The organism is Oceanobacillus halotolerans, assembly GCF_010993955.1.
GTDB classification, from domain to species: domain Bacteria; phylum Bacillota; class Bacilli; order Bacillales; family Amphibacillaceae; genus Oceanibacillus_A; species Oceanibacillus_A halotolerans.
The window spans coordinates 36,718-60,468 of the sequence record NZ_WIXL01000004.1; the positions used below are offsets into that span (position 1 = coordinate 36,718).

The following is a 23,751-nucleotide window of genomic DNA, read 5'->3' on the forward strand; positions in this document are numbered from 1 at the left end:
GAACAGATGTCGCACTTATGCCCCTGGTGAAAGCGTAGTGTTTTTCCGTAGCGAAGCTATGTGCATATCCTAACTACTGCACATTATATAGATTATGCAACATAAGAAAACAACAAAGTATTCGTAAAGGGCCTAACAAAAAAAACAGTGGTTCCCCTTTTCTGGAAGAACCACTGTTTGTACACTACTCCCCTACTGTCACATCTCGCAGGAATGGAAAGCTGCTTGGATATTGGAAAAATCCTTCTACATCTTCACGCAAGCCAGCTAATAATACAGAATGATAAAGCGGTACAATTGGTGCTTTATCAACAATTAATTGTTGCGCCTCTTCATAAAGCTGTAATCGCTCCTCTTCATCCGTTGCCTTTCTTGCATCTTCTAATAATGCATCTATCTCATCATCTGCTAAGAAAGAACGATTACCTGGTGCTCCTGCATTCTCTGAATGAAACATTGGGTAGAGTCCATAATCAGCATCAAGGGTTACCGTACCCCAGCTTCCTACAAACATATCCATTTCACCATTCCCCGTCACTTCCAAATAGGCACCAGTTTCCATTGTCTCTATTTCTAACTCAATGCCAACTTCTGCTAATTGCTGCTGGGCAATTTCTGCGGTGTCACTTGTTGTACGATCATGGGTTAGGATCGAGGCAGAAAATCCATCTGGGTAGCCAGCCTCTTCTAATAACCGTTTAGCCTCTTCTGGATCATAACCAATTGGTTCTACATCGTCACTATAACCAAAAACAGTCGGTGCTAATGGACCAATAGCTTCTAGTGCTACCCCATCTGTTACCCCTTCAATAATCTCTTGTTGATTAATTGCATACGAAACAGCTCTTCTCACACGTTCATCGTTAAACGGCTCAACCTGTGTATTCATACCAATATAAGATAGACTAGCACTATCGGATTGTTTGACATATGTTTCTTCATTACTATCTACTCGCTCAATGTCGTTTGCATTTACTGGATAGATAATATCTGCTTCATTGGTTTCTAACTCAGCAATTCGTGTCATATCCTCTGGTACCACTTTAAAGGTAACCGAATCCACTTTTGCTTCTTCTCCCCAATAATCTTCATTTTTTACTAACGTAATGTATTCCCCATTTTCCCGCTCTTCATATTTAAAATATCCAGTTCCAGTTGGATTTTCATTCACATACGTAAATGGTTGTTCTCCATTTTCCATTGCTTCATAGTCAGCTTCTATCGCTTCTAAACTAATAATATGACCACCTGGATGTGCTAGATGTGATGGTAATGCGGAAAATGGATATGCTGTTGTAATGTGCACAGTATATTCATCAATTACTTCAACTGATTCAATCATATCAAATAAAAACGCTAGGGAAGAACCAACTTCTGGATCCCGGACACGGTCTAGATTTGCTTTTACCACTTCAGCATTTAACTCAGATCCATCATGAAAAGTGACACCTTCTCTAACTTTCGCTTCCCACACGGTGTCTTCAATTTGTTCTAAACTTTCCGCTAAACCAGGCTCTATCTCTAAATCTGTGTTTAACTGTACAAGAGTGTCATACATTGCGTTCATCACATATAAAGAGTTACCGTCATTTGCAGCATGTGGATCAAGTGAAACTGGATCTGACGCTAGGTCAACGGTTAATGAATGATCGGCAGTATCTGTATTTTCTGCGCTGTCTGTATCCTCATTACCGTCTGTATCTGAATCACCAGCACAGGCAACGAGACCTATACTCAGAAATGTAATAAACATGAGTAACCAAAACTTTTTCACTTAACTATTCCCCCATTCTTTTAATCCTGATAAAACAGGTAAGATTACTACCCATCAGTATTCTAATGCCTACCAATCCATGCGTCAACCATTTACTTCTAACCTTTTCTTCATTACAAAGCCGTTAACAACAATCATTTCATATTTCTAATTTATTAACAAATACTAAACATAGAACGAAGGAAAGGAGACTTAAGATGGATCACATTAAAGCCATTGGCATAAAATTTATCATTGTTAGTGTTGTCGTGTTTTCAATATTTGCGATCTTTTATAATGTATCAATCGGAAATTTAGTATGGATGAGTTTACTGGTCACCGTAGCAACTTATTTAATTGGTGATTTATATATGTTACCTCGATTAAATAATTTAGTTACAACGATTGCTGATTTTGGATTATCATTCGTCCTACTTTGGGTCCTAGGATTAATGCTGATTGAAGTGTCAATACCAATAGCACTCGCCTCCTTATTTGCAGCCTTCTTTATTACCGTTACAGACCCACTATTTCATACGTATATGATCGAACGTGTCTTAGATGAGGAAAAAGCGAAACCAAGAAGGCGAGAAACACGTGAATTCGGTTCTTTTCAAACAGAATTCGCTGAAGAGAACAAAACAGAAGCATTTCACCATCAGCAGAAAAATAAAAATGAGGATAAACAAAAATAAAGACTGTTTTCTATAAGATAGTTGCTTTCCACACTCTATTTTAGTGAAGAAGTTTTATTTCTGTATAAAATAGCGCCATTGATTTCTGCTCTGAGCAGTCGTGTTTTTCCATAGCGTAATAGCTAAAACGTTGCATTTTATATCAACTCCGATGGTTGCTAGACACGCGTCAAATAAAAAGACAAGCATTGCTTTTATGACAATGCTTGTCTTTTTTTAGCGCGCCCAGAGGGATTCGAACCCCCGACAAACCTGGTACCGGAAACCAGTGCTCTATCCTGCTGAGCTATGGGCGCATTCTATAATCAAATTAAGACACATAGAATATTATAACGCCTATCTGTTTTAGATACAAGTCTTTTTTCCAAACATATCTGCCTGACCGACATAAACTAATGCATCATGTACACCGTAGAAACCACTGATAGACAATTCCCTTTTCATTCTATGTTTAGATTGTAAAAATTTGGGTATGATGGAAAGTGTGCTTATCAATGAACGTTTTCGTTTGACCTTTATTGACCTTTTCGTTATGATTAAACTAGACCTAATTTAGAGGGCTTAAGCGTTATTAATGGAGGAGGATGTTTAAATGAATTTAATACCAACAGTTATTGAACAAACAAACCGCGGGGAACGTGCATACGATATTTATTCACGACTATTAAAAGATCGTATTATTATGCTTGGAAGTGCCATTGATGATAATGTGGCAAACTCTATTGTAGCACAATTACTTTTCCTGGAGGCAGAAGATCCAGAGAAAGATATTTCCTTATACATTAATTCACCAGGCGGTTCCATCACAGCAGGAATGGCAATTTTCGATACAATGCAATTTATTAAATCTGATGTATCTACAATCTGTACTGGAATGGCTGCTTCAATGGGAGCATTTCTCTTAGCTGCAGGTGAAAAAGAGAAACGTTTTGCACTTCCAAATAGTGAAGTAATGATTCACCAACCATTAGGTGGAACACAAGGTCAAGCAACAGACATTGAAATTCATGCAAAACGAATCGTTGAAATGAAAGCAAAAATGAACAAAATTTTATCTGAACGCACAGGTCAACCACTTGAAGTGATTGAGCGTGACACAGATCGTGACAACTTCATGTCTGCTGAAAAATCTGTGGAATATGGTTTAATTGATCGTATTCTAGAGCGTAAATCAGATTAGAAAACTTGGCTATCGCCAACCCTTTTTTAGCGATCGCCTTAGTTGTACTTGTGCAGAAAGAAAGTTTTATACTTTCCTATCTGCCAAGTAATACACTAAAAGGCTGTCTCCTTCTATTGGAGACAGCCTTTTTAAACGCTTCATATCAAGAATTTTGCACAAAAGCTGTTAAATCGTTAAGTGCTGCTTCTTCATCAGAACCTTCAGCAATCAAGGTAATGGTTTCTCCAGGTGTTACTGCTAATGTCATTAACCCCATTATACTTTTGGCATTTACCTTCTTCCCATCCTTTTCTAAAAACACATCGGAACTATAACGATTTGCCTCTTGCACAAATTTCGCTGCTGGTCTTGCTTGTAAACCAGTTTCAAGTTCCACTCTAACAGACCTCTCCACTAATCTCATCCTCCCTGTAAGCGTAAGCGCTATCATATCAATAGATATAATCGGTAGCTCACCTCTAAAGTAGCTACCGACATATTCATTATAACTATTTTAAAATTTATTCCTCATTATATCATGGCGATTTTGAAAAGGAAATATAATTCACAGAACTTTTACATTTTAATAATAGTTATAGGCTTATCCATTATACAATGCTTGTTCTTGTCTAACTTTTTCAGCAAATTCATCAATCTTTTTTAATCGATGATTAACACCAGACTTTGATATTTTCCCATTCGAAACAAGTTCCCCTAGTTCTTTCAATGACACATCTTGATGCTGAATCCGTAATACGGCGATTTCTTGTAATTTTTCAGGCAATGCATCTAAACCAACTGTTTCTTCAATAAGTTTTATATTTTCAATTTGCCGAAAAGCAGCACCAATTGTTTTATTAAGGTTTGCGGTTTCACAATTTACTAATCGATTAACAGAGTTACGCATGTCTCGAACAATTCGTACATCTTCAAATTTAAGTAAAGCTTGGTGAGCACCAATTAGACTTAAAAATGCTGTGATTTTTTCTGCTTCTTTAATATACACGATATATCCATTTTTCCGTTCTAATTTACGAGAATGTAAGTTAAACTCATTTAGTAAATCACATAATGCATCATTATGTTCTTGGTAAAAATTAAAGATCTCTAAATGATAGGAAGAAGTCTCTGGATTATTGATAGACCCACCTGCCAAAAAGGCTCCTCTTAAATAGGCCTTTTTACAACAGGACTTTTTTACGTAGTCTTTTGAAATTGTTCGATTAAAGCTTAATGGCTTCTCTAATATATCTAAATCTGTTAGTAACACATCAACATCTTCCTTCATTCGGACGATATAGACATTATTTTTCTTTAACTTCATTTTTTTACGGACAAGTAATTCTACTGGAATATCATATGTTGACTTGATCAGTGTATAAATTCGACGTGCTATTGCGGCATTTTCAGTTTGGACATCTAATGAGTAGCCTTGTTTCGATACAGAAACAGCACCATTCATACGGATTAACGCAGCAAGTTCAGCATATGTACAGCATTCATCTACTTCAACACCTGTTAATTCCTTTTTAATCTCTGAAGCAAATGACATGGACCTCACCTCCCCATTAAACAATTTCATCGATGGTTAACGATCTAATAATGTATAAATTAATTTGGCAATTTTGGCTGTATCATGTCTTAAAGTTGTTTTTGTTGGATCAATAATATCTCCTTCAATAACCTGTAACCCCATTTCTAGTAAACGGTCTGTATCGTAAACAACAGGCTCTGCATTTTCTTCTGCATATATTTCACGCACATTTTGTCGTATTGGCTCATTATGAACAATGATTGAATCCACTGCATTATCACCCACATGATCACAGATAGCTTGGACATGATCACTTGCCGCATATCCTGTTGTTTCACCTGCTTGTGTCATGACATTACAAACATATATAACTTTTCCTTCTGCTTGTTGAATTGCTGCATCAATCTCTGGGATGATCATATTTGGAAGGATACTCGTATACAAGCTTCCAGGTGAAATTACGATTAGATCAGCATGTTGTATCGCTCGAACAGCATGGGGAAGTGGTTTGATAGGCTGTGGACTCAAGAATACGCGTTTAATTCTTTTTTTTGCAAGAGGGATATTAGACTCACCAGACACAGTGGTTCCATCATGCATTTCGGCATGCAATCGCATACTCTGATTGGAAATTGGGAAGATATCCCCTTTCACATTTAATACGCGAGAAATTTCCTTAATCCCATTATAAAAATCCCCAGTTATCGATGTCATGGCAGCTAATAGTAAATTTCCCATGGAATGACCTGATAGACCATTTCCTATGGGAAAACGATGTTGAAATAGATCCAATAGCATTGGTTCTGCATCTGATAGTGCTGCAATCACATTTCGTATATCTCCAGGAGCTGGTATATTTAACTCGTTTCGTAGTCTACCAGTACTTCCTCCATCATCTGCAACCGTTACGAGTGCTGTTAGATGTATCGGCAAATCTTTTAAACCACGTAATAGAACTGGCATTCCTGTTCCACCACCAATAACAACAACTCGTGGCTGGAAAGTATTCGACATATCCTAATGACCCTTTCTTTTGTCAATATCACGGTGGGTGACATGAGTGATATAATTGGAGGATAATTTTTTAGCAAAATGTTCTGCTAATGCAACTGATCGATGTTGCCCACCAGTGCAACCAATTGCTACGACAAGTTGTGATTTTCCTTCTTTTTTATATTGTGGAAGCATGAACTGCAATAAATCTAACACTTTATCATTAAATTTCTGGGTTTCTGACCACTTAAACACATAGGAGGATACCTCTTTATTCAATCCTGTTAATGGTCGCATATGTTCGACGTAATGAGGATTTGGTAAGAAACGAACATCAAAAACTAAGTCAGCATCAATCGGTATTCCATGTTTGAAGCCGAATGAAACCATGTTTACCGAAAAGATATCCTGTTTATCTTCTGAATACGTATGGACGATTTTTTCACGTAGTTCTCTCGGTTTTAAATTTGTTGTATCTATAATACGCTGTGCTCTTCCACGTAGTTCATCTAAAATCTTTCGTTCTTGGTGGATCCCCTTTAATGGTAAGTCCCCTACAGCCAATGGATGGGAGCGCCTTGTCTCCTTATAACGCCGTACTAGAACTTCATCTTTTGCATCTAAGAATAGTATATGCTCTTGTACCCAATCTGCTTCCCCTAGTACATCTAAAGCTTCAAATAATGAGTCAAAAAACTCTCGTCCGCGCAGATCCATCACAAGTGCTACTTTTTGAATATTGTTCGTTGCATCTTTCATTAATTCTAAAAACTTTGGGAGCAAAGCTGGTGGAAGATTATCCACACAATAGTATCCTAAATCTTCAAAGCTTTGAACAGCGACTGTCTTTCCTGCTCCAGACATTCCTGTAATGACAACTAATTTAGTTTCTTGATTGTTATCTGTCATGTTCATTCACTCCCTTAATTAGAACTTGGATCCATACGCGCTTCAAGCAGTTCATACGATTCGGTATACGTAAAAGCTCCAAAAAGCATGGATGATGACGTTAATAAATGACGAAAGATTTTCCGATCTCCTTCAGCCATTGGTAATTTGGAAATTCGTTCAATCGGAACCCACTCTAGTTCTCCTTCATCACAATGGTCTGTTAGTGTCCCTTGATATGTTCGACAAATAAAGGTAAACATCATCCACTCTTGAACCAACTTGCCTCCATCCATAATATTAAATGTAAAGGTCCCTCCAAGCTTAGGTTCCACTAATTGTAAAGCTGTTTCTTCCCAAAACTCCCGAACAACTGATTCTTTGATGGTTTCGCCATGTTCCATTTTACCGCCAGGAATGGCATACCAGCCACGACGTGGTTTTTGAAGAAGCAGGACATGGTTATTTTCTATTAATATGCAGTTTGTCACCCGTTGCATGCATGATCACCTATTTCTTTTTATAAAGTGAACCTCATCATTCTTGAGTTTTTGAGTTGTCTTTACATGTTAGTTGATGGTTTTATCCTATGTTTGGTACATTCGTTTCTTTATTCTCTGCTCTTAAAAACACTATTACTAGTATACAATGAAAAATTCATCTGCCACAAGCATATAAGCCTTTGTCAAAAATTACTAAAGGGTCCAGCCATCCCATTGTCTTATACCCTAGTGTCAAACCAAGGTAATAATTAGTTAAAATAGTTACGATGTATCATCTATTTACTACGAATTTTTTCGGAAGCAACAAAACCCGCAAAAAGTGCAAAAGAAAAGGCTGTTTTCTAAAAAATTGTTGCTCTCCTCGATGAAATGTCATATATATATAAGATGTATTATGCGTTGTAACTTACTATATCTGAAACTTTATGATGGACAATATAGATAGATTATGCGTCATAAAAAAACTACAAAGTACGCGAATAGGATCAAAAGAAAAAGCGCAGGTAAATTACCTGCGCCAAAAACTAATTTATCTAATTAAAAGGGGGTCAATTAGTTAATACTATTGTACCCCACAAATGTTTCGTGCGTGTTACAACTCCGTTAAAATAGCGTTAATTTCTATTGTGATTTTATGACATTAGGAGTTTGCTGCTTTTAACTCATCCATTAATTCTTCAATATATTTTTGTGCCGACTCAGCTGCTATACTTCCATCACCTGTAGCTGTCACAATTTGTCTTAGGGTTTTATCACGGATATCGCCTGCCGCAAACACACCTGGAATATTGGTTTCCATATGCTCATTTGTTGGAACATAGCCTTCTTCATCGGTAATTCCAAGTGATTGAAATGGTTCGCTTAATGGCACCATTCCGATATAAATGAATACCCCATCTATTGGGTGATCATACTCTTCTTCTGTTTTATTATTATATAGTGTGACACTGCCAACTTTTCCGTCTTTTTCATTAATTGATTTTGCCTCTGTATTCCAAATAAAATCAATTTTTTCATTGTCAAATGCTCGTTGTTGAAGAATTTTTTGGGCACGAAGCTCATCACGACGGTGAACAATTGTTACTTTTTCAGCAAACCTTGTTAAATAAACACCTTCCTCAACTGCAGAGTCACCGCCACCGACAACAACTAGATGTTTTTCACGGAAAAATGCTCCATCACATACTGCACAATATGATACACCACGGCCGCCTAATTCCTCTTCACCAGGGATTCCTAGTTTTTTGTATTGTGCACCAGTGGTGATGATAACAGTACGAGTGTTATATTCTTTATTTCCAGCAATTACTGTTTTATATTCACCATGATCTACTACATCTTTTATATCACCATATACATATTCTGCACCAAATTTTTTCGCATGTTCAAACATTTTATTCGATAGATCTGGTCCTAAGATATGATCATATCCTGGATAATTCTCGACATCCTCTGTGTTTGCCATCTGTCCACCAGGAATACCTCGTTCAATCATTAACGTATCTAAGTTAGCACGAGAAGCATAAACAGCTGCAGTCATACCTGCTGGTCCTGCACCTGCTATAATTACGTCATACATACGATCTTCGGACATGTTGTTCAGCCCCTTTTTATACTATTATCCTATTCCAATTACATCGTATAAGAATGGGACATATTCGTCTAATGTTCTGCTCATTTATTACATCCATGGTCTTACTTCTTTCGACAAATTTGGATGTCTTTTACATCCTTCGCCCCACAATTGTTTTGCCTTATCTTCCATTCCTAAATGAAAACAAGTATGACTATACCATCTATAATATGATAAGTGGTTTGTTACCATATTGTTTTGTAACATACGGAATCGCTGATAAGCATTTTGATAATATCCTGTTTTGGCAAGTGTAATTGCAACTCGTAATTTTTGCTGCTCATGAATAGGATATACATTTAGTAATACTTGTATGTGACGTTCGAATGCTTCCTTTTCATTCTGTTCATAATAAAAATTAGCTAAGTTCATATGGCTGTATAACTCATCTGGTTTGGCATCTAAGACATCCAATTCCATTTGGATTGCTTCGGTTTCATTTCCTGTATAAAACAAAGCACGTGTATAGTCGTGTTCTATAGACTGATGCTCTGGGAATAGAGCCATCATTTCTTCTAATATCGGTAATGCCTTTTCATATTCTTTATGCTCCAAATGATAAAATACCGTTTCTTGAAATAGCAATAAATCATCTTCTTCATCTAATTCCCATTCATCATTTTCGTCATCAACATCAATTAATTGAAGTAATGTTTTTGCTTCCTCATGAAAATCACCATTTGGTTCTATTGTAAGATATGATTCCGCATATTTTTTTGCATCATTTAATAAACCTAGATGAGCGTAATTATTAGCTAATAGGTAATAACAGTCCGCATACTTATCACCTGTCGTTTGTAACACATCTGTTAAAATTTGATTTGCTTTGTGATAGGCACCAATTTCTGTATAGATGATAGACAGTTGACATTGGAATAATGGATTTTTAGGCGATGTTTCAATTGCCTTTTTCATCCATTTCATCGCAATTTCAAATTTATGCTTTTGAAAAGCTTCTACACCCTTGGTAAAGTAAAAATCACCATCAGGAATAAAAGGGATAATGTTATTTTGTTTTTTATTATCTGTTTTATCCTCTAACCCTTGCATGTATATCCCCCTTAATGCACTAATATCTAAAAAATTATATCATATTTATCTAGGGAATAATATAGACAGCTAGACAACTTTTAAGACTTTTTTCGCTTTAACCCGAAAAAAGGTGAACAGTATTATTCAAAACCATTATTATACTTAGATTGGAGGATAGTCGACTACTAGGGAAAAACGGAAGCTAGTAGCTCATTAGTAAGCGTTTTTACTACGTTAACAAAGAATGGGTAAAACTCTGTTACTTTTTTAATACTTTTAATCTGAATTGGGCACTGATAAGCTGGCTCTGTTACTTTTTCTACTTTTCTTACTGATTCAGGCACTGACAACGAAATACTAGCCTAACCTTATGACTAAAATTAAAAAAGGAACCCAACATTAGAAGAACTCGCATTCGCTCGTCCTTTAGCGAATGTATTTAGTTTTTCTTATACTCAGGACATTAAAATTTTAGCAACGTCGAGTCCACTTCTTAGCTAAAATTTTATACTTTCCTAAAGCATAAAAAAAGCCGCCAAATGGCAGCTTTTTTTATGCTTTAGATGACGTTGGTGTTACAGCCTCAACTAACAACTGCTCCAACTCATCTCTATAAATTTCTTTTTGTTCATTTGACCAGTCAAATGTGTTTGCCATATATTCAATGACAGAATCCTTATGGTCTCTTACCAAATTAATGTCAAAAAACAGTGCTCCTGTACGACGGATAAAGAAATCAACTGGTTTATACGCTTGTTCATATTCAAGCGCATATTGTAATTCAGCAAACAATACTGGATCAATATTTACATTAGTTGCTTCTTCCTGTTTTTCCTTATACAGACTGAATAAAATGTCCACATTAGAGCCATATGTTTGTACTAAATTAGTAGCAGATTCTTCTGAAAGGCCAAGTTCTAGACCCTGTTGAACTTTCTCTTTCTTAAACTGCTTGAAGCCATTGGAGCCTCCTACCTCACCACCAGATATTGGTAAATGTTTTGTTTCGGATTTGGAATAAAGAATATTCTCTTCTTCTTTAAACTGATTAACTACTGTATCAACTGCCTGCTCTGCCATTTTACGATAACCGGTTAACTTTCCACCTGCCATTGAAATAAGACCTGAATTAGAAATAAATATTTCATCTTTACGTGAAATTTCACCAGGATTTTTCCCGTCCTCAGCAATTAATGGACGTAACCCAGCCCAGCTTGACTCGACATCTTCTGGTTTCATATTTACCATTGGGAACATATAATTTATTGCTTTTAAAACATAATCCCGATCTGCTTCTGTCATCGTAGGATGTGCAACATTACCATCATATGTGGTATCCGTTGTTCCTACATATGTTTTGTTATCGCGCGGAATGGCAAATATCATTCTTCCATCTGGTGTATCAAAATAAATTGCTTGTTGTAATGGGAAACGGTCTTTTGAAAATACAAGGTGCACCCCTTTAGTTAAGTGTAAAGACTTCCCCTTTTTCGATCCATCTATCTCGCGTAAATCATCTACCCAGGGACCACCTGCATTAATGATCTTTTTCGCGTATATCAAATGTGTCTTACCATTTGTTTGGTCCTCTACAATAGCTCCTATTAATTTACCAGACTGGTCATAAATAAAATCGACAACTTTAGCATAGTTAACTGCAGTTGCACCTTTTTCAACCGCCTTTTTCATAACTTCGATCGTTAACCGTGCATCATCTGTTTTATATTCCACATAGATCCCAGCGCCTTTTAATCCATCTTTTTTAACTAATGGCTCTTTTTCTAGTGCTTTTTCGGCCGATAACATAAAACGACGCTCAGATCTTTTCACACCAGCTAAGAAGTCATACACACGTAACCCAATATTCGTTGTAAATGTACCAAACGTACCACCCTTATGGAATGGAAGCATCATCCATTCAGGGGTCGTTACATGGGGACCATTTTCATAAACGATCGCTCGTTCTTTTCCTACTTCAGCTACCATTTTGACTTCAAACTGCTTTAAATAACGTAAACCACCATGAACTAACTTAGTGGATCTACTAGAGGTTCCAGCGGCATAGTCCTGCATTTCTACAACACCAACCTGTAAGCCACGTGTTGTAGCATCTAATGCAATACCTGATCCAGTGATGCCACCACCTATTACTAATAAATCTAATGTATCTTTTTCTAATTTAGAAAAAAGTTCTTCACGTTGATAACTAGAGAAAACTGCCACATTTTCACTCCTCTTTCATCTACCCATAGTCTTACCATTTTTAGCGAAAAAATAAAAAACCACAAAACATTCTAATGTTTCTTTAGAAGTTTGTGGTTTCTCCATTTCTCCGTCACTAATATTAATTTATGTTTATAATACCATACCACTTCCTAAAGGGTAAAGGTTCCTTGTACTAACCCCACAAAATTGGGTTAGATGTAGATACAGCAACCGCACCTGCATTTAGTGCAGTCAAGAATCCTATTTTGTTGTAATTAATCCACCAGCAATGACTGGAATGATTGTTTTGATATGTATTTTCATTATCACACTTGGAGTCAAGCCTGGTAAAACTTCCACAAGATCATGTTTAACCTTTTTAATTAATGTTAAGTTATGATCAAGCGCCAGACTATCTAACAAAAACATTCGCTGAATTACTAGTAGATTATGCTAGACTAATAACTTTTCCTCTTGTGGAAACAAATCCATCTGGCTTCATGAATTAAGTATTCCATTCCATCCTTATCAGCTTAACTCCTTAAATAAGATCAAAATGAATAAAGGCTTTCTTATTTGCCCTCTAGTATGATCTAGTAGACTTTTTAGCTGAGCAAGCCTTGATTCTAAAAAACACAACCGTATCATGGGAAGTATCTAATGCTTTTTCAAGTCCTTCATTTTCCGAATTGCCGGTAAAACGCCTGTAGGTATATCCAAGAATCATTCACCTACCTCATTATCCCGTTTTGTTTCCATTGTTTTGATTAGTTGCATTGGGTTACCACCAACAAATGCACCTGCTGGGACATCTTTATGGACTAAAGTTCCTGCTGATACAATAGCATTGTCACCAATCGTAACACCCGGCAATATCGTGGCATTTGCACCAATCATTACATTATTACCGATTTTCACTTCCCCTAAACGATATTCTTTAATTAAATATTCATGGGCAAGTATGGTCGTATTATATCCAATGATTGTATTTTTACCGACAGAGATCTTTTCAGGAAACATGACATCTGGCATTACCATTAAAGCAAAAGCCGTCTCATCCCCAACCCCCATTCGTAAAAATGTACGATATAACCAGTTCTTCATACGAAGAAAAGGGGTGTAACGAGCTACTTGAATAATGATAAAATTTTTGACCACTTTCCAAAATGAAACTGTCTTATAGATTTGCCACAATGAATTGGATTGATCCACCTGATAACGCTCCGTTTTACGCATTGTTTACACTCCTACAATCTTAAACAAATCACGAATATCATCTATCATATAAGTAGGGTTATATTGTTTTAGTCGTTCCGCTCCTTTTTGCGACCACACCACTCCAGCTGTCAGAATGCCTGCATTATGACCAGCCTCGATATCATGATGATTGTCACCAATCATTAAAGTTGATGAGGGATCTGCATTTAAGTGTTCCATTGCTTTTAGTACAGGCTCTGGGTGTGGTTTGGTATTAGTCACATCATCTGTTGTAATCATTGTTTCAAACAAGCCGTCCATGCCTGTAATGGAAATTCCCATTTTAGCTGTCTTTTGCAGTTTCGTTGTCACAACACCTAGTCGTAGGTTTTGTTTTTTAAGCTGTTTTACCGTATCCACGACGTGTGGAAATGGTTTTACGTAATTGTCATGATGAGCAAAATTATGCTCCCGGTACGTTGCAATCAATTCATCTACACGGTTCGGATCAATTTTCCGAAAGGTTTCCTGTAATGGTGGACCATTAAATTCTATAATGTCCTCCGTTGTAAATGGCATATTGTGTCGTTGAAATGTATGACGAAAAGAAGCCATAATTAAGTCATTAGTATCGATTAAAGTCCCATCAAGATCAAAGAGTATTGTACGAATGCTCATGTGTCGTCTCCTTCTTTCTACTTTCTACTCTATTCCAAACAAAGGCAATTGTCATCGTTAATAAAATTGCTGTCGTTAAACGGAAAACTAATAATGGCCATACTGGAATTCCTAATGGTATGAAAACCAATGTATCCTCAACCACAGCATGACAAGAAACTAAAAAGATCAGTGCTAAATACATATCTTTTTTGGACACACCATCTTCTTTTACAGCCTGAATCATTAATCCTGCCCCATAGGCTAAACCAATCGTTAGACCCGCAACCATCGTCATGGATGTATTTTTATTCATTCCAAGTACTTTCATGAATGGTGCAAGTGCATTGGAAAACTTGGTTAACCATCCCTTTTCCCGTAAATATTGCATGACAATCATTAACGGGATAACAATTAAGGCAAGCTGTACAACTGCAACTACTGCTGTTTGAAGACCTTGAAGTGTAATTTCAAACCAGCCATTTAATGCAGGGTCTGAAGATGCGATCAATCCATATTGTGCTGCTTCCGCTCCACCATTCCACAGCAAATTAATGAAGAAAGCTGCTAACAATGCAAGGGCTATCCGGATTCCAGCTATTAACCACCAGCTCACCCCTACTTTAGAAGCTACTGTCGATTCAATAAATAAATTGTGAGAAAAGGAAAGCATCATTGCCAGAATAAATACTTCCTTTACTGTAAATTCAAACGATACAATTGCTGCAATTCCAGCATATAAATTAAGTGCGTTACCTAATACTAGTGGTACAGCAGCTTCCCCGGAAAGTCCGATCAACCCCATAACTGGACTTAATAGGTCAATAATCCATGGAAGGACTGGTGTATATTGTAGGATCGTTACAATTAATGTAATCGGAAATATTACCTTCCCTAGGGTCCACGTTGTACCAAGGCCTTGTTGTAATCCACGATAAGCAATTCCAGTCAACCTTCATCCCCTCTTTTCTTTTGGCTTTTTTCGCATACTTTGTTGGTTTTCTACGTCGCATAATCTATATGATTTGCAATAAAATTTAGCTAAAATTACCGCTACAGAAAAACATTTCGCTTTCCGCGGACTCCCCACGAGCCTCCTCACTCGTAACCTCGTTGCGGGGTCTCTTAGGCTCGTTTTTCCGCAGGAGTCTCCATGTTTTTCCTCCGCTGTTAATGTGCTATTCTACTTTTTATTATTGTTGTTGCTATACGATGATTGATTGGAGCGTAGGACAGTCGACTCCTGCGGAAAAAACAACAGCTGAAGATCCCACAGGAAGCGGGTTTTGCTTCCGATGTCTAGCTACAGTGCCTACCCCCTCGAGGACTTAAGTCAATCCTCTCTGTGGCACAAAACGCCACGCCGAGGCTCGGCTTAAGCTTGGCAGATAAGAAAAACTTTCTTACTGCATAAGTGCAACTAAGCCTTTCGCCACTTGGCGAAAAGCCAAGTTTTCTAATCGGGGGTAACCAAGGCACTTCCGCTTTTCTATAAAGGAAACTGAAGCGTTGTCCGCGGTAAAGTAGACACTGTGAAAACGAAAAGTTTGAACAGATGTCGCACTTATGCCCCTGGTGAAAGCGACTGTTTTCCACAGTATTAGTTTAGCACTCACCTTATGATGAAGCCATGCTAAACATTTACTACGCATCATAGATCTTATATGCATGACGTTTCATACTAGAAAGCAATCTTTTAGAAAACAGCCTTTCTTTTTTCCTTTATTTCCTCAAATATGATACAAAAGGGCTTTTATTTTTTCTTTTTCTTATTCTTAGGCACTTTTTTGCCATCATAATGTTTATTAGCCATTCCTGATTTACGACGGTAGATTATTAAAGCAATAGCTCCAACAATCAAGATGACGGAAATAAGCTGTGCTGTACGAAGGTTTCCAACTACGTATAAACTATCTGTTCGCATCCCCTCGATAAAGAAACGCCCTATTGAATAGGATATAACATACGATAAGAATACTTCTCCACGCAATGGATTTCTTCTACGTAAAACTAATAACAAAGCCAAGACCGCAAAATTCCATACAGACTCATATAAGAATGTTGGGTGATACATCACTCCATCAATACACATTTGATTCATAATAAAATCTGGTAAATATGTATGAAAGCTATTATAAGTAGATTCAGCAATTGGTTCCCCATGTGCTTCTTGATTCATAAAATTACCCCAGCGTCCTATTGCCTGACCTAGGATAATACTTGGTGCAGCAATATCAGCTAATTGCCAAAACGAAACTCTTTTCACGCGAGCATAAATAATTGCTGTCAAAACGGATCCTATTAAGGCACCATGTATTGCGATCCCACCTTCCCAGACTGCGAATACATTCCACCATGGTCCATCTGCATAGCGTTCCCACTCAAATATAACATAATATACTCGTGCTGAGATAATGGCAATTGGGATTGCAAACACAACTAAATCAACAATTAAATCTTTCTTCAATCCTAAACGATCTGCTTCACGCGTTGCTAAGTATAACCCGATAAAGGCACCTGTTGCGATGATGACGCCATACCAATATATCGTTAAGGGACCTAAATCTAAAAATACTCGATCTAATGACGGTGCAGCACAACTCAACTAAACCACTCCTATTCCATTTCATCTTTTTCTTGTTCAATCATGGTTGTTAGACGTTCTGAAAATTCTTCAGCAGCGTTTACTCCCATACGTTTTAATCGGAAATTCATCGCAGCAACTTCGATAATAACAGCCAAGTTTCTTCCTGGTCGTACTGGGATGGTTGCTTTCGGCAATTTGACATCCATAATTTTCATTTCATCCTCATCCAATCCCAATCGATCATATTGTTTTTTTTCATCCCACAACTCAAGATTAATGATCAATGAAATTTTTTTATAGCTCCGAACTGAGCCTGCACCAAATAATGTCATTACATTGATAATCCCCAATCCCCTGATTTCTAATAGATGTTCAATTAAAGGGGGGGAATTACCAATTAATGTATCATAATCCTCTTGGCGAATTTCTACACTATCATCTGCAACAAGTCGATGCCCACGCTTCACTAATTCTAGTGCCGTTTCACTTTTCCCGACACCGCTTTGGCCTGTAATTAATACGCCAACACCGTAAATATCAACCAAGACACCATGAATAGCCGTAAATGGTGCAAATTTAGCCTCTAAATAATTTGTCAATCGACTAATGACTCGGGTTGTTTTTCGCGGAGAATGAAGAATCGGAACACCAGATTCATTCGCTGCTTCTAATAACACATCGGGAATATCCATACCACGTGAAACGACAATACCTGGTGTGACATCCGTACATAACCGTTCGGCACGATCTCTTTTTTGAGCATCTGTTAAATCTAAAAAATACGTCATTTCTGTTTTTCCTATTAATTGTAGGCGCTCTTTTGGATAATATCGAAAATACCCTGTCATTTCAATACCTGGGCGAGAAATATCACTCGTAATAATTTCTCGATGAATTCCATCTTCTCCAGCAACCAGGGTAAGATTAAAATTTTCTAGTAAATCCTTTGTGCGAACTTTGCTCATCGTTTATACCTCCGAAGCTCGATTACTGATTTACATTGTAGCATATTTTAGATAAAGGCAGGAGTAAGAAGAACTTGTTCTAAAAAACTTCAACATTTAATTTAGAATTTGAAAAGACGCAGGCATTTACCTGCGTCCGCTACTGTACTAGTGTATCCCTAATAAGTTTATTTAATAGTAGATTTAGAACAGAAATGACGATAGATGCGATAATTGCTGTACCAAATCCATCGATCACAAAGGAGGCACCGATCATGGCCTGACTAAGCATTAACGTAATTGCATTGATAATAAAGAGAAACAATCCTAATGTCATTACCGTTATTGGCAATGTAAGGATGACTAAGATGGGTTTTATGATAATATTTAATATCGATAGAATTAAACTAGCTAGAATGGCAGTACCAAACCCATCCATATAAAAGGAATCGAATAATTGTGCAACAGCAATCAGTGCGACTGCATTTAGGATGACCGACACAACCCAACGAAGTATCATATCACATTTCTCCCTCATTTGGAATGACAAAAATGGCAATAAGGTAGATCAATAGTAATGTACCACCAGTAAACAGGACAATTGCAACAAATAGTAACCTGATCAATGTTGGATCAATCTTGAAGTACTCTGATATGCCTCCGAGTACACCTGCTAAAATCCGGTCCTTTTCTGAGCGATATAATCGTTTCATAACAATTCCCCCATCCTTGCATATTATAGCAAGATCCTACTATTAATACGATCAAGTGATTGTATAGGTTTCAGTTAAAATGAAAGGGCATTCTTTAATTCTTTGTTGTTTTTTAACATCGCATCTTCTATAATAAAGGCTTCATTCAATTTGCTACACATAATACATCAACTCTTCGCCAATCCCATAAAGCTTAAATAATTCAGCGGGAGTTTCCCTTTATCCCCACCGAATGTTAGTTGAGCTTATCTAACTTTTACTGACAATTATCCCCACTTATACTTCTTTGTTTCCCGAAGTCTTGAAGTGGGGGCTACCAGTTAACACGTGATAAAGAAAAACCCCTACTCGAATAAGCAAGGGGAATTGTATTAATCATCAAAATGCCAATGATAAAATTGCTCTTTTCCTAATCTTCTTTTGGCTGCTTCCTTGACATCATCTGCTACTTCATCTCGTTTTTTGAAGTTACCTAAAATACCACTTGCTTGGGAGTCGTGGCAGAGTATGGCTTCCATCTTTTTGTCAAAATGCTCGGTGACATCATTTTTAATATCAGGATCTCCTAATTCTTCAATATGATTATTTGAAATAGCCTGAGCCCACAGAGTCGGACGGTTCTCCTTATCCATTTGGCGAACTGCTTCTATTGCAGCAGCACCAAGTGCATTATGATCTGGATGAACTGCATGATCTGGATAATGAGTAATGACTAGACTTGGTTTAATCGTTTCTAAAATTCCTTTTAAATGTTGGGCAACTTCTTGACGATCCTCATATTCGATTGTTTTATCCCGATAGCCTAACATTTTTAATTCAATATCTAAAACATTACATGCAGCAAGTAATTCTTTTTTTCGGATGTATGGCAAGGTTTCCCGATTCGCAAAAGTTGGGGAACCCATATTTCGTCCCATTTCGCCTAACGTACCACATAAATAGGTTACAGGGACACCTTGGTTACGAAAATTAATAATAGTTCCAGCCGCACCAAATGATTCATCATCTGGATGCGGATAGATGACAACAACATGTTTTTCCATGCTTTTCACCTTTCCTTCCCCGTCCAATTAATAGTCAAATGGTGTTTCACTAATTTGTAAAGAAACCATTAAACGACCTTCACGATCATGACCAGCAAGTAATAGCTTCTCCTCTTCATGAATCACCCAATCGGTTAAGCCTTCTGCATAGATCCACCCTTTTTCCATTTTTAACCCAACACGATATACGTTCCCATCGCCTACTATTTTTGCTTGTGTAAATCGAACAGTTGCATTTCGTACATATGCACCTACATTATAGGCCTTATCATTAAAGTGACTTGCATATGCACCATTTGTCGTTTCAATATGTATGTATACATCTTTGTTTATAAAACGTTCTAATGTGGCCTGAACATTCTCTTTTTCTATTGGTTTCATATCTTCTTCCTCCCAAAAGGCTTCTTATTTTACCTTACCGAAATACCCATGTCCCGTCAAAATATTCGTTTCACAACCAAAATATGTAAAAAAAATGGGTTAGCCTAAAGACTAAATAGGTCACTTACGGTGGAGGAAAAATACAGCTTGTCTATCAGTCGGTTCTCTTTCGAAATGCGATGCAATCAGCTGTGAGATCCAGTTTGTCGGACAAAACCTTTTAGCAATCTAATTTTACCTTACTAACACCATTAATAATATGTTCATCCTTGAATTATCTTTTTCATATTAAAAGATTTTTAATTAAACATCGTCATAGAAACAAAAACAGCATACCAACTAATGCCAATTGGTACACTACTATTCCATATGTTAGTTCAGGCTTTCTCCTTTAATAGTGAACTACTTAGCTCAAAGATCAACCCATTCCTTATAAGAGGATGTTCAAAAAGTCCGGTAAAAATGACACATCTAATTTCTTCGTTGGCCTTGCTTTTCCACTCCTTGGAAAAGAACTACACTTTTCCTGCGTGCGAAGTAGATTCGGGAGCATCCTTGTGCTCACGTATTAATTGCATACGCTCCCCGCTGCAGGGAGCTTCGCCGCCTCGAACTTCCGACGTACAGGACGTACTAGTGTCGGCGTTGTAACAGGACGCCTGAGACCTTAGCGACTCGGTCCTTTTTATCCTCCTTTTTGAACACGCACTATAATAATTTTACTAGCGGACATACTTGACCGTAAACGTTCAATAATTGTTGAATTTCTTAGAAAAACTTGCATTCGCTCATCCTAAGCGAATGTGTTAGCTTTTCTTATACTTAGGACATGAAAATTTCAGCCAAGTCGAATCCACTTCTTAGCTAAAATTTTATACTCCCTAACGTGTAAAAATAACGTACCTGTCATCCACTAAATGCAGGGATACTATTTAGAAGCAATGCTTTCTTTTTCTGCAAATGATTCTTCCATTCGTTTCTGATCACGTTCTAGTATTGGCTTCAGATAGCGCCCTGTATAGGAAATTGCTTCTTGTTCAGCAATTTCTTCTGGAGTCCCAGTTGCAACAATTTGTCCACCACGATCCCCACCTTCAGGACCAAGATCAATAATATGATCAGCTGTTTTAATGACATCTAAATTATGCTCAATAATTAATACGGTATCTCCATTATCAACTAAGCGCTGTAGAACTTTTAAGAGTCGTTTAATATCATCGACATGGAGTCCTGTCGTTGGCTCATCCAATATATAAAATGACTTCCCATTAGAACGACGATGTAATTCACTTGCTAATTTCACACGTTGTGCTTCCCCACCTGATAAAGTGGTAGCAGGTTGACCAAGGCGGATATAGCCGAGTCCCACATCTTCAATTGTTTGTAATTTCCGCTTGATTTTCGGGATGTTTTCAAAGAACTTCAATGCTTCTTCCACTCGCATATCTAATACATCAGCAATGCTTTTTCCTTTGTATTTCACTTCTAATGTTTCTCGGTTATACCGTTTTCCATGACACACTTCACATGGAACATACACATCAGGCAAAAAATGCATTTCAATTTTAATAATCCCGTCTCCTCGACATGCTTCACAACGTCCACCTTTGACATTAAAACTAAAGCGGCCTTTTTTGTATCCTCGAACTTTTGCTTCATTGGTTTGGGCAAACACATCTCGTATGTTATCAAACACTCCAGTATAGGTGGCAGGATTGGATCGTGGTGTCCGACCAATTGGAGATTGATCAATATCAATTATTTTTTCAATATGTTCTATCCCTTTTACTTCTTTGTGATTGCCTGGCTTCACCTTACTCCTATACAGCCTTTTGGATAAGGATTTATATAAGATTTCATTCACTAAGGTACTCTTTCCAGAACCAGAAACACCAGTAACGACCGTTAATAAACCAATTGGAAACGACGCATTTACTTCTTTTAAATTATTTTGGGATGCACCTATAACTTCTATTTGACGATCATCTTTAGCACGCCGTTTAGTTGGTAATGGTACAAACTTCTTCCCTGCTAAGTAATTGCCTGTTAGTGACTTTCGTTGTTTCATTACCTGTTTTGGGGTACCACTAGCTACAATCTCGCCACCATGCTCTCCTGCACCAGGGCCAATATCAATTAAATAGTCTGCCGCTAGCATCGTGTCTTCATCATGCTCTACCACAATTAAGGTATTATCCAAATCACGCATTTGTTTCAATGTACTAATTAATCGATTATTGTCACGTTGATGGAGACCAATGGATGGTTCATCTAATACGTAAAGCACTCCTGTTAGGGCAGATCCAATTTGTGTTGCCAAGCGAATTCGCTGTGCTTCCCCACCAGACAATGTACCCGCAGCACGTGATAATGTTAGATAATCAAGACCAACATTGTTAAGAAACGTTAATCTATCACCAATTTCTTTTAAAATCATGTCCGCAATTTTTGCTTCCTTCTCTGTTAGTGAAAGATTTTGGAAAAAGGCTTTTGCCTCTGTAACGGCATAGCCTGTTACTTCGCTAATATGCATGCCATTAACTAGTACTGCTAATGCTTCTTCTTTTAGCCTGTGCCCCTGACAAGTTGGACAAGCTTTTTCTGCCATAAACTTGCCTAAATGTTCCCGAGTAAAATCAGAAGTAGTTTCCCGATAGCGACGACCAATGTTATTCATTACCCCTTCAAAATAGATATCATTATCACGGATCTTTCCAAAGTCATTAACATAATGGAAGTGAATTTTTTCGTCACCACTTCCGTATAAAATGATATCCATTTGTTCTTTTGGTATTTTGTTTACTGGGACATCCATATCGATATTATAATGGTCACAGACACTCTTTAATAGTTGGGGATAATATTGGGAACTAATCGGTTCCCAGGCAGCTATCGCATGTTCATTCAAGGTCAACTTCCAATCAGGGATAACAAGGTCAGGATCCACCTCGAGATTTGTCCCTAACCCATCACAAGTTGGACAAGCACCGAATGGACTATTAAATGAAAATAACCTTGGTTCTAACTCACCAATCGAAAAACCACACTTCGGACACGCATGATCTTCATTGAATAACAATTCTTCCTCGCCAATAACATCGACGATTATTTTACCATGACCAAGTTCTAAAGCTGTTTCGATCGAGTCACTTAAGCGACCTGTGATCCCATCTTTCACGATAATTCGGTCTACTACTACTTCAATAGAGTGTTTTTTATTTTTATCTAATTGAATGTCTTCGGTGATTTCCCGCATTTCCTTATCAACACGGATTCGAACATAGCCTTCTTTTTTTAGCATTTCAAATGTTTTAACATGCTCCCCTTTTTTACCAGATACCACTGGAGCAAGTATTTGCATTTTCGTACGTTCTGGATATTCCATAATACGGTCAACCATTTGCTGAACGGTTTGTGATGTGATTTCGATACCATGCCTTGGACAGGTTGGCCGACCAATACGTGCATATAAAAGTCGCAAATAATCATAGATCTCTGTTACGGTTCCAACGGTTGATCTTGGGTTTCGACTTGTTGTTTTTTGATCAATCGAAATGGCAGGAGATAACCCCTCAATTGCATCGACATCTGGCTTATCCATTTGTCCTAAAAATTGACGAGCATAAGCAGACAATGATTCGACGTATCGACGTTGACCTTCTGCATATATGGTGTCAAACGCTAGTGATGACTTACCAGAACCTGATAACCCAGTCAAGACAACAAGTTTATTTTTTGGTATTTTAACATCCACATTTTTCAGATTATGTGCACGAGCACCCTGTATTTGAATTGATTTATTGGACATAAACAAGTCATCCTCCTGCTCCA

At 37.4% G+C, this 23,751-nt stretch carries 22 protein-coding genes and 1 tRNA gene; 2 read left to right on the forward strand and 21 right to left on the reverse strand.

All coding sequences use genetic code 11. The annotated features are described in order from the left end of the window. Positions 1 to 184: 184 nt before the first annotated feature. Complete coding sequence (locus GHC26_RS06760; protein ID WP_163970677.1) at positions 185 to 1,753, reverse strand: glutathione ABC transporter substrate-binding protein; 1,569 nt, start codon at positions 1,751 to 1,753, stop codon at positions 185 to 187. A gap of 218 nt (positions 1,754 to 1,971) precedes the next feature. On the opposite strand from GHC26_RS06760, the gene GHC26_RS06765 reads away from it, so the two are divergent. After that, entirely contained in the window at positions 1,972 to 2,448 is a 477-nt protein-coding gene (locus GHC26_RS06765) for a YndM family protein (RefSeq protein WP_163970507.1), read from the forward strand. Positions 2,449 to 2,668: 220 nt separating this feature from the next. On the opposite strand, the gene GHC26_RS06770 is transcribed toward GHC26_RS06765, so the two are convergent. Further along, positions 2,669 to 2,744: transfer RNA gene (locus GHC26_RS06770), tRNA-Arg, on the reverse strand. A 296-nt stretch (positions 2,745 to 3,040) separates the two neighbouring features. Between GHC26_RS06770 and clpP the strand changes: the two genes are divergently transcribed. After that, positions 3,041 to 3,628, forward strand: a complete 588-nt coding sequence (clpP, locus tag GHC26_RS06775) for an ATP-dependent Clp endopeptidase proteolytic subunit ClpP (protein ID WP_163970508.1) — start codon at positions 3,041 to 3,043, stop codon at positions 3,626 to 3,628. 145 nt (positions 3,629 to 3,773) lie between these two features. On the opposite strand, the gene GHC26_RS06780 is transcribed toward clpP, so the two are convergent. From GHC26_RS06780 to uvrA, 19 genes are all read right to left on the reverse strand, one after another. Then, positions 3,774 to 4,034 (reverse strand): HPr family phosphocarrier protein, encoded by a 261-nt coding sequence (locus GHC26_RS06780; protein WP_163970509.1) that lies wholly within the window; start codon positions 4,032 to 4,034, stop codon positions 3,774 to 3,776. Between the two features lie 177 nt (positions 4,035 to 4,211). Further along, on the reverse strand, positions 4,212 to 5,162 hold the full coding sequence (gene whiA / locus GHC26_RS06785) for a DNA-binding protein WhiA (protein ID WP_163970510.1): 951 nt from the start codon (positions 5,160 to 5,162) through the stop codon (positions 4,212 to 4,214). Between the two features lie 36 nt (positions 5,163 to 5,198). After that, positions 5,199 to 6,158 (reverse strand): gluconeogenesis factor YvcK family protein, encoded by a 960-nt coding sequence (locus tag GHC26_RS06790; RefSeq protein WP_163970511.1) that lies wholly within the window; start codon positions 6,156 to 6,158, stop codon positions 5,199 to 5,201. A gap of 3 nt (positions 6,159 to 6,161) precedes the next feature. Continuing rightward, positions 6,162 to 7,046 (reverse strand): RNase adapter RapZ, encoded by an 885-nt coding sequence (gene rapZ, locus GHC26_RS06795; RefSeq protein WP_163970512.1) that lies wholly within the window; start codon positions 7,044 to 7,046, stop codon positions 6,162 to 6,164. 14 nt (positions 7,047 to 7,060) lie between these two features. Then, entirely contained in the window at positions 7,061 to 7,525 is a 465-nt protein-coding gene (locus GHC26_RS06800) for an NUDIX domain-containing protein (RefSeq protein ID WP_163970513.1), read from the reverse strand. Positions 7,526 to 8,168: 643 nt separating this feature from the next. Beyond that, on the reverse strand, positions 8,169 to 9,122 hold the full coding sequence (trxB, locus tag GHC26_RS06805) for a thioredoxin-disulfide reductase (protein ID WP_163970514.1): 954 nt from the start codon (positions 9,120 to 9,122) through the stop codon (positions 8,169 to 8,171). 87 nt (positions 9,123 to 9,209) lie between these two features. Beyond that, positions 9,210 to 10,211: a tetratricopeptide repeat protein gene (locus tag GHC26_RS06810; protein ID WP_163970515.1), complete on the reverse strand. Its 1,002-nt coding sequence runs from the start codon at positions 10,209 to 10,211 to the stop codon at positions 9,210 to 9,212. Between the two features lie 534 nt (positions 10,212 to 10,745). Continuing rightward, on the reverse strand, positions 10,746 to 12,416 hold the full coding sequence (locus GHC26_RS06815) for a glycerol-3-phosphate dehydrogenase/oxidase (RefSeq protein ID WP_163970516.1): 1,671 nt from the start codon (positions 12,414 to 12,416) through the stop codon (positions 10,746 to 10,748). A 243-nt stretch (positions 12,417 to 12,659) separates the two neighbouring features. Further along, positions 12,660 to 12,821, reverse strand: coding sequence for a glycerol-3-phosphate responsive antiterminator (locus tag GHC26_RS15910; protein WP_264175954.1), 162 nt, complete (start codon positions 12,819 to 12,821; stop codon positions 12,660 to 12,662). Between the two features lie 300 nt (positions 12,822 to 13,121). Next, complete coding sequence (locus GHC26_RS06825; protein WP_163970517.1) at positions 13,122 to 13,634, reverse strand: acyltransferase; 513 nt, start codon at positions 13,632 to 13,634, stop codon at positions 13,122 to 13,124. A 3-nt stretch (positions 13,635 to 13,637) separates the two neighbouring features. Continuing rightward, a complete protein-coding gene (gene ppaX / locus GHC26_RS06830; protein WP_163970518.1) occupies positions 13,638 to 14,273 on the reverse strand; it encodes a pyrophosphatase PpaX in 636 nt (211 codons plus the stop codon). After that, on the reverse strand, positions 14,248 to 15,204 hold the full coding sequence (locus GHC26_RS06835; RefSeq protein WP_163970519.1) for a nucleoside recognition domain-containing protein: 957 nt from the start codon (positions 15,202 to 15,204) through the stop codon (positions 14,248 to 14,250). The genes ppaX and GHC26_RS06835 overlap by 26 nt, the downstream gene beginning before the upstream one ends. A gap of 801 nt (positions 15,205 to 16,005) precedes the next feature. Further along, on the reverse strand, positions 16,006 to 16,857 hold the full coding sequence (lgt, locus tag GHC26_RS06840; protein ID WP_163970520.1) for a prolipoprotein diacylglyceryl transferase: 852 nt from the start codon (positions 16,855 to 16,857) through the stop codon (positions 16,006 to 16,008). An 11-nt stretch (positions 16,858 to 16,868) separates the two neighbouring features. Continuing rightward, positions 16,869 to 17,804, reverse strand: a complete 936-nt coding sequence (gene hprK, locus GHC26_RS06845; RefSeq protein ID WP_163970521.1) for an HPr(Ser) kinase/phosphatase — start codon at positions 17,802 to 17,804, stop codon at positions 16,869 to 16,871. 139 nt (positions 17,805 to 17,943) lie between these two features. Beyond that, positions 17,944 to 18,303, reverse strand: a complete 360-nt coding sequence (locus GHC26_RS06850; RefSeq protein ID WP_163970522.1) for a phage holin family protein — start codon at positions 18,301 to 18,303, stop codon at positions 17,944 to 17,946. A gap of 1 nt (position 18,304) precedes the next feature. Then, positions 18,305 to 18,496: a PspC domain-containing protein gene (locus GHC26_RS06855; RefSeq protein WP_163970523.1), complete on the reverse strand. Its 192-nt coding sequence runs from the start codon at positions 18,494 to 18,496 to the stop codon at positions 18,305 to 18,307. A 371-nt stretch (positions 18,497 to 18,867) separates the two neighbouring features. Then, positions 18,868 to 19,539: a bacillithiol biosynthesis deacetylase BshB2 gene (gene bshB2, locus GHC26_RS06860; protein WP_163970678.1), complete on the reverse strand. Its 672-nt coding sequence runs from the start codon at positions 19,537 to 19,539 to the stop codon at positions 18,868 to 18,870. A 27-nt stretch (positions 19,540 to 19,566) separates the two neighbouring features. After that, positions 19,567 to 19,920 carry a YojF family protein gene (locus GHC26_RS06865; protein ID WP_163970524.1) on the reverse strand — a complete coding sequence of 118 codons (354 nt, stop codon included), beginning with the start codon at positions 19,918 to 19,920 and terminating at the stop codon, positions 19,567 to 19,569. A gap of 928 nt (positions 19,921 to 20,848) precedes the next feature. Continuing rightward, on the reverse strand, positions 20,849 to 23,728 hold the full coding sequence (gene uvrA / locus GHC26_RS06870; protein WP_163970679.1) for an excinuclease ABC subunit UvrA: 2,880 nt from the start codon (positions 23,726 to 23,728) through the stop codon (positions 20,849 to 20,851). Between the last annotated feature and the right edge of the window lie 23 nt (positions 23,729 to 23,751).